The 11,895-nt window shown below is 33.1% G+C and carries 8 protein-coding genes, 7 tRNA genes and 1 rRNA gene; 9 read left to right on the forward strand and 7 right to left on the reverse strand.

Features of this window, described 5'->3' with window-relative positions; translation table 11 throughout:
- The first annotated feature begins 81 nt into the window (after positions 1-81).
- The 7 genes from ACY1IQ_RS11280 (at position 82) to ACY1IQ_RS11310 (ending at position 650) form a co-directional block, all read left to right on the forward strand.
- A tRNA-Glu gene (locus ACY1IQ_RS11280) sits at positions 82-156 on the forward strand.
- Positions 157-164: 8 nt separating this feature from the next.
- Positions 165-249 (forward strand) — tRNA-Leu (locus ACY1IQ_RS11285).
- Between the two features lie 3 nt (positions 250-252).
- Positions 253-326, forward strand: a tRNA-Gly gene (locus tag ACY1IQ_RS11290).
- A 6-nt stretch (positions 327-332) separates the two neighbouring features.
- A tRNA-Arg gene (locus ACY1IQ_RS11295) sits at positions 333-409 on the forward strand.
- Between the two features lie 5 nt (positions 410-414).
- Positions 415-489 (forward strand) — tRNA-Gln (locus ACY1IQ_RS11300).
- Positions 490-492: 3 nt separating this feature from the next.
- Positions 493-568 (forward strand) — tRNA-Lys (locus tag ACY1IQ_RS11305).
- A 7-nt stretch (positions 569-575) separates the two neighbouring features.
- Positions 576-650 (forward strand) — tRNA-Glu (locus ACY1IQ_RS11310).
- Between the two features lie 306 nt (positions 651-956).
- Here ACY1IQ_RS11310 and ACY1IQ_RS11315 read toward each other — a convergent pair.
- The 7 genes from ACY1IQ_RS11315 to ACY1IQ_RS11345 form a co-directional block, all read right to left on the reverse strand.
- Positions 957-2,336, reverse strand: a complete 1,380-nt coding sequence (locus ACY1IQ_RS11315; protein ID WP_461614017.1) for an APC family permease — start codon at positions 2,334-2,336, stop codon at positions 957-959.
- A 31-nt stretch (positions 2,337-2,367) separates the two neighbouring features.
- Positions 2,368-3,633: a M20/M25/M40 family metallo-hydrolase gene (locus tag ACY1IQ_RS11320; RefSeq protein WP_461614018.1), complete on the reverse strand. Its 1,266-nt coding sequence runs from the start codon at positions 3,631-3,633 to the stop codon at positions 2,368-2,370.
- 239 nt (positions 3,634-3,872) lie between these two features.
- Positions 3,873-5,252 carry a sigma-54-dependent transcriptional regulator gene (locus ACY1IQ_RS11325; protein ID WP_461614019.1) on the reverse strand — a complete coding sequence of 460 codons (1,380 nt, stop codon included), beginning with the start codon at positions 5,250-5,252 and terminating at the stop codon, positions 3,873-3,875.
- The gene (locus ACY1IQ_RS11330; protein ID WP_461614020.1) at positions 5,245-7,590 is read right to left on the reverse strand and encodes an ATP-binding protein; all 2,346 of its coding nucleotides are present in this window, start codon (positions 7,588-7,590) and stop codon (positions 5,245-5,247) included. The genes ACY1IQ_RS11325 and ACY1IQ_RS11330 overlap by 8 nt, the downstream gene beginning before the upstream one ends.
- A 130-nt stretch (positions 7,591-7,720) precedes the next feature.
- Positions 7,721-8,056 (reverse strand): hypothetical protein, encoded by a 336-nt coding sequence (locus tag ACY1IQ_RS11335; protein ID WP_461614021.1) that lies wholly within the window; start codon positions 8,054-8,056, stop codon positions 7,721-7,723.
- A gap of 18 nt (positions 8,057-8,074) precedes the next feature.
- Positions 8,075-8,293 carry a GNAT family N-acetyltransferase gene (locus ACY1IQ_RS11340; RefSeq protein WP_461614022.1) on the reverse strand — a complete coding sequence of 73 codons (219 nt, stop codon included), beginning with the start codon at positions 8,291-8,293 and terminating at the stop codon, positions 8,075-8,077.
- An 86-nt stretch (positions 8,294-8,379) separates the two neighbouring features.
- Positions 8,380-8,571 (reverse strand): hypothetical protein, encoded by a 192-nt coding sequence (locus ACY1IQ_RS11345; protein ID WP_461614023.1) that lies wholly within the window; start codon positions 8,569-8,571, stop codon positions 8,380-8,382.
- A gap of 194 nt (positions 8,572-8,765) precedes the next feature.
- Between ACY1IQ_RS11345 and ACY1IQ_RS11350 the strand changes: the two genes are divergently transcribed.
- Positions 8,766-9,509, forward strand: coding sequence for a peptidylprolyl isomerase (locus ACY1IQ_RS11350; protein ID WP_461614024.1), 744 nt, complete (start codon positions 8,766-8,768; stop codon positions 9,507-9,509).
- 574 nt (positions 9,510-10,083) lie between these two features.
- Positions 10,084-11,594, forward strand: a 16S ribosomal RNA gene (locus ACY1IQ_RS11355).
- Positions 11,595-11,895 lie beyond the last annotated feature (301 nt).

An 11,895-nucleotide genomic window follows, 5' to 3' on the forward strand; every position in this document is an offset into this window, starting at 1 on the left:
AGGACGCCGAGAGTACTGCAGGGGAGACCCTGTGGGAGGGTAGGTTGTTGCCAGGTAGCTTAAGCTACGCTTAACTCAATTGGCTCCTTGGTCAAGCGGTTAAGACACCACCCTTTCACGGTGGTAACAGGGGTTCGATTCCCCTAGGAGTCACCATAGAATATGCAGATGTGGCGGAATTGGCAGACGCACTAGACTTAGGATCTAGCGCTTTACGGCGTGGGGGTTCGACTCCCTTCATCTGCACCACTTGCGGGTGTAACTCAATGGTAGAGTGCTAGCCTTCCAAGCTAGTTACGAGGGTTCGATTCCCTTCACCCGCTCCAAAATATGCGTTTTTAGCTCAGCTGGATAGAGCAACGCCCTTCTAAGGCGTGGGCCAGGGGTTCGAATCCCTTAAAACGCACCATATATTGGGATATCGCCAAGCGGTAAGGCACCAGACTTTGACTCTGGCATTCGTAGGTTCAAATCCTGCTATCCCAGCCAAATGGTTCACTAGCTCAGTCGGTAGAGCACATGACTTTTAATCATGGTGTCCGGGGTTCGATCCCCCGGTGAGCCACCAAAGCTTTGGCTCCTTGGTCAAGCGGTTAAGACACCACCCTTTCACGGTGGTAACAGGGGTTCGATTCCCCTAGGAGTCACCATAACTCTTACTTTTAAAGTAAGAGTTTTTATTTTTGGGAATGTTTTTTATAATTAATATATATTAATTATAGATGATAGATTATAAATGTATAAGATTAATAATAAATACATACAAAGTTGAGGAACAGAAGGAATTTAAAGAACTAGTTTCTAAAAGAAGTAATCTTATGCAAAAGATAATTCATTATATATTAAGAATAAAATGAGATAAAGCAATGAAAAATTAGAGTTAAATAATACCAATATCCTCAATGGATATTGGTATTATAATTTTAATAAGAAAAACTCATTGTTATAAATCCTTATTACATATTACTTATCATTGGTAATTTCTTTTTAGATGTCTTTGAAAGTATAATTCCATAGACTATACCTAAAGAAAGCCAAGTAAAACCTACAGTTAATGCAAAGGTTGATAAATTAATCCATAAATAGAAACATACAATAAACCCTAAAGCTGGAATTATTAGATTAGAAAGAATTTTTCTCTCTTTCTTTTTAATAAAGTAATATACAATTACAGAAAGATTTACACACATGAACCCAACAAGTCCGCCAAAGTTTAATAGTTCTGTTACTAAGGATATATTAAGAGTAAGTGCACCTATAATTCCTATAGTACACATTATAAAAATATTATAAGTTGGAGTTTTATATTTTGGATGCAAATGAGTAAAGAACTTTTTTGGCAATACTTCATCTCTTCCCATACCAAAAAGCAAACGTGCAGCACTAGATTGTCCTGTAAGCCCTGCAGTAAGAGTAGAAATAACAACTGCAAAAGTATAAAGCCCTGCTAAGAATGCTCCACCTGCAAGTTTAGCCACTTCAAATAAAGCAGTATCTGAAGATGCAAAGCTTGAATAATCAGGCCATACTAATTGTATAACATAGGCTTGAACTATAAAGATTAATCCACCTACAATACAGGAAATAAGGGCAGCTTTTCCAATATCTTTTTCTGGTTTTACTGCTTCTTCTGCCATAGTAGTTATAGAATCAAAACCAAGAAAAGAGAAACAAGCAATTGCACCACCAGCTATAAGAGTTGAAACTGAAAAAGTATTTTCATTATAGAACGGTTTAATTGATAATAATGTTCCTTCACCAACTCCGCTTAAGAGCGACTTTCCGCAGATAAATATAAATATTACTACAATGGCACCCATTAATCCTACTAAATAAAGATTTGCCTTGGCAGCAATCTCTACACCAAAATAATTTACAACAGTAGTTACTCCACCTATAATAAGTACCCATGCCCAATAAGGAATGGAGGGTATTGCTACATTAGCATAAGCTGCACCCACCATGAATACCACCAATGGAACTAAAACATAGCTCATAAACATACACCATCCAGCTAAGAAACCAAGATAGGGGCTAATAGCACGCTGAGTATATGTGTAGGTGGATCCAGCCACTGGAAAAGCCGCTGCCATACGACCATAGCTATAAGCTGTAAATAGCATTGCTATCATTGCACAAAGATAAGCCAGTGCTAGCATTCCACCTGTTAATTGTGATGCTGTACCATAGATATATGCTGGTGCAATAGGAGTCATAAAAGCAATTCCATATATAGTTAAGTCTTTTAATGTTAAAACTCTTTTTAACTCATCTTTATAACCGGAGTTTCCATTTTGTGAATTTGTTTTTTTTACGCTTTCAACTTCTGTATTCAATTAAATATCCTCCTATCTTTTAGTACAAGCTTTACCATTTAATTTCTTCTGCATTTGCAAGTCTACAAATGACTGTTGCTAATATGTCAGCTAAAGCTTTTAATTTATTTGGATCTACTCTCTCTGGTTTATCCTCTGGGCTATGGTAATGTTTATCTCCAGGCCCCCAAATCCATGTAGTTGGAACACCTGCTTCAGTAAATCTTCCACTATCAGGTGTGCCTAATACACAATAATCTTGCTCTAGATAATATCCCATTTCATCAGCTACATCTACTACATAATTACATAGCTTTTCTGGAAAATGAATTTGTCTACCTGGCCAATTTCCACCTTTCATTACCCAAAGCTCGCTGCCTGCACCTACCATATCTACTTCAATACCTGCTTTAACACTTTCTAAGTCATCTTTATGTTTTTTAATATAGGCATCTGAGCCTGCTGAGCCAAGTTGTTCTTCAGCACCTAGTGATATAAATTCCACTGTACGATTAAGCTTTTTATCTTGTAATATTCTTGCAAGTTCCATAATAATTGCTGTACCAGAACCATTATCGTTTGCACCTGGTGTTCCAGCAGAATCTCTATGCCCATAAATGATAATCTTTTCTTCAGGAAATTTGCTACCTTTTTTAATTCCTCTAATATTAACTGAATATCCATCTTCATTTTTAGTTTTTACTACAAGATTTCCTGATACTATTCCATTATTCATAAGTTTTAAGAGTTTATCACCTTCAATACAATCTATAACTACAGCTGGAATTGGCTGCGGATCAATTGGAAGAAATCTTCTTTCACTTTCAAAATATCCAGTTTCTAAAGTAGTGATAAATATCCAAGGATCAAAATTGATAAGAATTGCTCCTATTGCACCATTTTTTGCTGCATTACATATTTCAGGCCAAAATTGATCTTTCATTGTTTCTTTATCTCTTTCAAAAACAACTATTTTTCCTTTAACATCTTTTCCTTCATAATCTTCCTCCAATCCTTTATTTACATAAATTAATTCCCCATTTAGCCCATCATCGCAGGTTGCTTCAGAGAAGAACATAGCTCTTGAAGGAATTTTTATTTCATTGTTTACTTTTATAAAAGAATATTCTTCATTAAAGGTTTTAATAGGGAAGTCCTCTTCTATTACTTGAATTCCTGAATTTTTAAAGGAATCTGTCACTAGCTTTGCAGCCATATATTCTACTTCTGAGCCTGCAAATCTATTTCCAAGCGCTGCTAATTTCTTGATGTCATTAAACATCCTTCCTGCTTTTGATTGTTGAATAATGTTACTCATAATGAGACCTCCTAAAATTATATGATTATTATAAATGTGATTTCCTACACGTATATCAATATAAAGCAAGTGGCATGCCAACTAAAAAAGCAAGAAAATCTACTAATTTTCTTGCTTTCTGTATAGTAATTTTATGTAGTTTTTTAGAACTGATACTATAAGGTATCAAAAAAAGTGAGAATTTTCGTGCTTTTACTAAATATCTTCTTTTTTATATGATACCTTTTAGTTACATGGTGTTACATTTTTGTATCATCTTTTGATAAATCTAGCTGTTTAATTTTCAGTTGTAGATTTTTTCTAGCAATATTTATTTGCTTTGCAGTAGCGGAAATGTTCCAGTTATTTCTTTTTAAGGCTTGAGTTATGTAGTTTTTTTCAAAAATTTTTTTCGCTTCAAGAAAAGGCATTTTATCATCTTTAATTTTAGTTATTTCCTCATTTTTTATTTCTTTTGGTAAATCATGAGTATGAATTATTGTGCTAGAAGAAAAGACTACTAACCTCTCTACTAGATTTCTTAGTTCACGGACATTTCCAGGCCAACTATACTCCATAAGAATTTTTAATGCTTTGTCAGAAAAAGCCATGAAAGGTTTACGCATTTCACTACAAAAATACTGCAGAAAATAATTAAGAAGTATAGGAATATCTTCAAGCCTATCTTTTAATGGCGGCATATGAATAGGAACTACATTTATTCTATAAAAAAGATCTTCTCTAAAATTACCTTTAGCTACTTCTTCAGATAAGTTTTTATTAGTAGCTGATATTAAGCGAAAATTAGCTTTAATAATTTTAGTGCCTCCTACACGCTCAAATTCCTTCTCTTGCAACACCCTAAGAAGTTTACTTTGAAGTTTTAGAGAAATTTCACCAATTTCATCAAGAAAAAGAGTTCCACCATTTGCCATTTCAAATCGTCCAAATTTCGTTGATATTGCTCCTGTAAAAGCTCCTCTTTCATGACCAAATAATTCACTTTCTAGAATACTCTCTGACAAGGCTGCACAATTTACTTTTACTAAAGTACCATCACTACAAGAGCTATTTTGATGTAAGAGATTAGCAACAATTTCTTTTCCTGTACCACTTTCACCAGTAATTAATACGGTGGAATTTGTAGACGCAACAATATTAATGTTTCTTTTAATTTCTTTAATTTCAATGCTATTACCTAATAGCTGTACTTTTTTTTCCATTGCTTCAATTCTATTTTTTAGGATTCTATTCTCAGTATTTAGATTATAAAAGTTTAGCGCTCTCTCCACATTTAAAAGAAATTCTTCTATATTTAAAGGTTTTACAAGATAAGTATAAGCACCAAAGGTCATAGCTTCAACTGCACCTGAGATTGAAGCTTCACCTGTAAGCATGATTACTTGAATATCAATATATTCATTTTTAATTTTATTTAATACATCAATACCACCAATACCTGGCATTACAATATCACATATAACTACCGCATAAGGTTCATTTTTAAGCATAGTAAGAGCATACTCTCCATTAATAGCTGTATTAACATCATATCCTTTAGACTGTAAAATTCTACAATGAATTTTTAAAAAACTTTCATCATCATCTATCATTAAAATTTTATTTAGTTTATTAGGCATTTGTATCACACCTTTCTTTAGAAGGGAGTATAATCACAAAGGTTGTCCCATGTTTATATTTACTTTGTACTTGAATTTCCCCTCCATGTTTTTCAATCTCTTTATTAACAATCCATAGTCCTAGTCCTGTACCTTTACCTGTTTCTTTTGTAGTAAAGAAAGGTTTGAATATTTTGTCTAGATTTTCTTCTGGTATTCCTAAACCTGTATCAGAAAAACATATCTCTATTTTTTCATTATTTAAGTTTTTTCCGTTAATATTTAGTTTCCCTCCTTTAGGCATTGCTTGAACTGAATTAGTAATGAGATTCAAAAATACATGTTTTATAGAACTAGATTTACCAAATACATATAGTGGTTCATTAGGTAAGTTTATAATTACATCAATATTTCCTTTAATGATAGATGTTTTCTCTAAAAGAAGCACTTGCTCAAGAAGATTTCTAGCTTCTATTTTTTTTATTTTTTCATCTGAAGGACGAGAGAAATTTAAAAGATTATAAATAATTTTCTCAGCTCTTATGATGTTAGTATCTATTTCTTCAATTGCCTCTGTAGCTATTTCATCTTCATGGATATTACAACAAGAATTAAGTAAGTATGAAGCACCTTTTATTACAGCTAAAGGATTTTTTAATTCATGAGTAATTCCCGCAGACATTTGCCCAATTGCAGCCATTTTTTCAGCTTGAATAAGTTCTTTTTCAAGCATAACTTGTTCCGTTACTTTTCTACTATGTACAACTATTTCATCAATATTACCTAAACTATCATATACAGGAAATGACCAAAGATGATATACATCTGAGTCTCTTAAAATTTCGCTTTTATATTCAGATCTAGTTTCTAATGTATTTATTATAGGACAATCTTCACAAGGGCAATTTGACTGATTGAAAACTTGGTAACAAAACATACCTATAATATTGTCATCTTTAAAAGTTTTTTTAGCTATATTTAAACCTTTATAATTAATTCTTCTAATTTGATAATTTGGTCCTAAAATCATCATTATTCCACTAAAACTATTAAAAAGAGTTTCTAACTGATTCTTATTTCTAATTATATTTTCTGTATATTCCTCAATTTTTCTACTCATGGTATTGAAGGACTCAGCTAAAATACCTATTTCATCTTTAGAGTTTACTTTTACAGTCTCACCAAATTTTCCATCAGCTATTTTTTTAGCATCTTGAGTAAGGATTAAAATAGGATTTGTTATTTTTAAAGAAAGATGAACTCCCATAAGTAAAAGCATAAATATAATGAGTGCTATAGCTAACCAAAACTTTGATGCTAAATTTTTAAAACCAACTACATAGTCACTCTTATTAACTTCTATACCTATGCTCCATCCTAAGTTATTAATTGGTTCGAAAGAAATGATATGTTCCTCTGAGCCTTTATCATATAACAGGAGTCCCTTTTCACCATATGTCATACTAGATAGTATTTTTTCATAATCTTCACTAATTTGTTGTTTAAAGATATTAGTATTAAGCAACTCACCTTGTATAGGACTTGTCCTCATATACTCTGGATGATAAATAACACTTCCTTCCTGATCTATTATAAAGGCAAATCCTGAATCGCTTAAATTAAAATCTGCAAGCGTCTTTTTAATTTTGTTTAAAGAAACATCTATGCATACAATCCCTTTAAAATTTCCATTTATATAAATAGGATGAGAACAAGTAATCACCCATCCTTTTCCACCATAATCATAGTAAGGTTTAGTCCATATTGCTTTAGACTTATTATTATTTTCCTGTGCTACTAAGGTATAAAATGGGTCTTTTCTTTGATCATGATCTGGAGAAAAGGTCAAATTGGACAAATAAGGATATACTCTAATAAATCCATTATTTGAAACCATATATATGTATTCTATAGAAGAGTTACTTTCTTTTATTTTCTTGAAAACATTATCTAATTTTTCCGTATTAATAAGATCATTTATTACTTCTTCAGTAAATTCAATATTATTAGGTACATATATATTTGAAATATTGCTTAAAGATGTTTCTTTCTTTATTTGTCTTTCTAACACTCCTCTACTATCGAAAGAATAGTGATCTGGAATAGATTTTCCACTTTGCTTTTCATTTAAGATATACTCTGTCCATTGAGATAAATTTTCCACTTCTCTTTCCACTTGATTTAAGTCTTTTGAAATAACATCTGCTTTTTCTTTAGCAAGTGCACCTAGATTTTCCTTCATATTTTTCTCTTCTATAGTTCTACTTTCTTGAACAAAGAAAAGAGTAAATAGTGTAAATGGTACTATGCATATGAGAATAAAAAAACTTATTATCTTAACAACCAAAGATTTTCTCATAATCATTGCACTCCTTTATTTTGTACTTATAGAAGTATAAAATGATTATAGCATATAGCAAGAAAATTTTTACCTGAATAAATGAAATATTCTGTAATTAAAGAATAACTAAAGAGTATATGATTTCATTTTATGTCTCAAATATAAGACAGAAAGCGTATCCTACAAGCAGAACAATATTTACAAGTATTGATTTATTAAAATAATTTTTAAATAATTCTAAAGAAGGAGTATTTTTACCTATTATTAAATATGATAAAAAATTATTAATATCAACGGTATGTTCTATATTGTTATAAACACCTACATAATTTACCCCAAGAGAAATAGTAATTATTATTGAGAATAATAGTAATATTAGTATGGGTTTATTTAATTTCACTATTTTATGTCTTTTAAATGATTTTAAGCATAATACTAAAGAAAATATTATAAATACAATAAATACTAGTAATAAAAATTTCACAGTCAATTCCTCCTAAAACTAGTTCAATTTTAACTCATAATAATTTAATTCATGATCTTCATAAGTTTTAACAAATCCAAAAGAAGTAAATAAATTTTTAGATCTTTCATTATACTTATATATTGATATAGATATTTTCTGCAAATTTAAATATTTTGCTCTTTTAATCAAAGTTGCTATGATCTTAGTACCTATACCAGTACCCCAATAAATTTCTTCTCCAATAACTATAGGCATATTTTGTTCTGATAGTGCAGCATCACCGATTGCTTTCCAAGTATTATTTTCAAGTATTTCTATAAAATAGACCTCACCAATGTTTTTTAGTAGCTATACATTTTATTTATAATTTCTAAATCATATGATCTATTAGTTACCCCTTCAGAATAATAAAGTATTTTAGGATTTCTATACCATGGTAGTGCTAGTTTATAATCTTCTTCTATTATAGTCCTTAATCTTAGAGTGTCATCTATATTAATATAGTTAGGACTATGCACAATATTAGAATTCATGATTTTAACCTCCAATTCAATAAAAAATTTTGTGTTTTATAATAAAATCATTCATGAAAAGATTTTAGTCTAATATAATTACTATATATAAGTATATAATTCCTGTCATTTCTAGAAAATTATTTCGTTTTTGCATAGGCTATGTTATGATAGGAGAATAGGATAATTCAATAAGGTAATAAAGGAGACGTATTATGGAAAATAAAGTTTTAGCCGTAGTTAATGGAAATGAAATAACTCAGATGGATTTAGATTTTTCAATAGCTAGATTCCCAGAGCAAAATCAAAGTTATTTCCAAACAGAAGAAGGCAGAAAGCAACTATTAGATCAAATTGTTAATTATGAATTAATATACAATTATGCTAAAGATAATAATGTAGAAAATGAAGATGAGTACAAAAAACAATTAGAACTTCTTAAAAGAGACCTATTAATACAAATTGAAGTAACAAAAACTTTCAATAAGGTTAAAGTTAGTGATGATGAAATAGAAGAGTTTTACAATAACAATCAAGAGACGTTTAAAACAGAGGAAACAGTAGTAGCTAGACACATACTAACTGATTCAGAAGAACAAGCTAAACAAATAATAGAAGAAATAGAAAACGGCAAGTCATTTGAAGATGCTGCTACAGAATATTCAAAATGCCCATCTAAAGCACAAGGTGGAAATTTAGGGGAATTTGGAAGAGGAAGAATGGTACCTGAATTTGAAGAGGCTGCTTTTGAATTAGAAGTAGGGGTAATTAGTGAGCCAGTTAAGTCTCAATTTGGATTTCATATTATAAAAGTTGAGGATAAGAAACAACCTTCAATAAAACCATTAGAAGAAGTTAAACCTATGATAACAACTAATTTATTACATGAAAAACAAAATAAAGAGTTTTTAGCATTAGTTGAAAAATTAAAAGGTATCTATTCAGTAGAAATGAAATAATTTAGAATCCCATAGTGAATGCTATGGGATTTTGTTTATATGTAATAAAAATTATAAAATTAAATTTATAACATTATAAATCCAATATGAAGCTACAAATAGGTTATAACTTTATATTAAGTCTATAAACAATTCCTCGTGTATCTCTATGTAAAATACGAAGAAAAATAAAGATAATAGAAGAAATAAAAAAATAAATTTATATTATGATATATTTTTAGATGAGAAGTATATATATCCTATGATATCATGTAAAAGTCGCAATTCCACATGGGAACTGAGGCATATAGAATAGCTTAAAATTTTCTTTTTAATTAACTTTTTAATGACATTTTAAATAATTTTAAAAAAATAAAAAAAGTTGTTGACAAGAAAAAAATTAAGTGATAAACTAATTAAGCAGTCGGAAAACGACGGTAAAAATTACTAAATAATTTGGTCTTTGAAAATTAAACAGAGAAATAGGTAAAACCAGTTAATTCATTGAGTTTCGAAAGAAACTTAAAATGACTATTACAGTCAGCAAACTTTACTTGAGCAAATTTCTTTAAGAAATGATCAAGATTCAAACTTTTAAATTGAGAGTTTGATCCTGGCTCAGGACGAACGCTGGCGGCGTGCCTAACACATGCAAGTCGAGCGATGAAGCTCCTTCGGGAGTGGATTAGCGGCGGACGGGTGAGTAACACGTGGGTAACCTGCCTCATAGAGGGGAATAGCCTCCCGAAAGGGAGATTAATACCGCATAAAGTATGAAGGTCGCATGACTTTTATACCAAAGGAGCAATCTGCTATGAGATGGACCCGCGGCGCATTAGCTAGTTGGTGAGGTAACGGCTCACCAAGGCGACGATGCGTAGCCGACCTGAGAGGGTGATCGGCCACATTGGAACTGAGACACGGTCCAGACTCCTACGGGAGGCAGCAGTGGGGAATATTGCGCAATGGGGGAAACCCTGACGCAGCAACGCCGCGTGAATGAAGAAGGCCTTAGGGTTGTAAAGTTCTGTCATATGGGAAGATAATGACGGTACCATATGAGGAAGCCACGGCTAACTACGTGCCAGCAGCCGCGGTAATACGTAGGTGGCAAGCGTTGTCCGGATTTACTGGGCGTAAAGGATGCGTAGGCGGACATTTAAGTCAGATGTGAAATACCCGGGCTCAACTTGGGTGCTGCATTTGAAACTGGGTGTCTAGAGTGCAGGAGAGGAAAGCGGAATTCCTAGTGTAGCGGTGAAATGCGTAGAGATTAGGAAGAACACCAGTGGCGAAGGCGGCTTTCTGGACTGTAACTGACGCTGAGGCATGAAAGCGTGGGGAGCAAACAGGATTAGATACCCTGGTAGTCCACGCCGTAAACGATGAATACTAGGTGTAGGAGGTATCGACCCCTTCTGTGCCGCAGTTAACACAATAAGTATTCCGCCTGGGGAGTACGATCGCAAGATTAAAACTCAAAGGAATTGACGGGGGCCCGCACAAGCAGCGGAGCATGTGGTTTAATTCGAAGCAACGCGAAGAACCTTACCTAGACTTGACATCCCCTGAATTACCTGTAATGAGGGAAGCCCTTCGGGGCAGGGAGACAGGTGGTGCATGGTTGTCGTCAGCTCGTGTCGTGAGATGTTGGGTTAAGTCCCGCAACGAGCGCAACCCTTATCATTAGTTGCTACCATTAAGTTGAGCACTCTAGTGAGACTGCCCGGGTTAACCGGGAGGAAGGTGGGGATGACGTCAAATCATCATGCCCCTTATGTCTAGGGCTACACACGTGCTACAATGGTTGGTACAACAAGATGCAAGACCGTGAGGTGGAGCTAAACTTAAAAACCAATCCCAGTTCGGATTGTAGGCTGAAACTCGCCTACATGAAGCGGGAGTTGCTAGTAATCGCGAATCAGCATGTCGCGGTGAATACGTTCCCGGGCCTTGTACACACCGCCCGTCACACCATGAGAGCTGGTAACACCCGAAGTCCGTGAGGTAACCGCAAGGAGCCAGCGGCCGAAGGTGGGATTAGTGATTGGGGTGAAGTCGTAACAAGGTAGCCGTAGGAGAACCTGCGGCTGGATCACCTCCTTTCTAGGGAGTCGACGTAGTTGGTAACTCTACTACGAAAACTGGTACTATCTCTGTTTAATTTTGAGCGACCAAGGTCCTACGGGACAGAGGAAAAGCTCAATTGTTCTTTGAAAATTGCACAGTGAAAATATTTGTTTAAATATCCTTTAAATTTAAAAGATAAATAAACAATTTCGTCAAGACAAACAGAAATAAGTTTAAAAACAAAGTTTTTGAATTCTATTTATGCGAATTTGTATAAGACAATTTTAAAAAAAGCAATAGAAACGAGTAGTACAAGGAAACGAAGGAACGAGGAGCA

It is taken from the genome of Clostridium sp. Marseille-QA1073 (assembly GCF_054863625.1).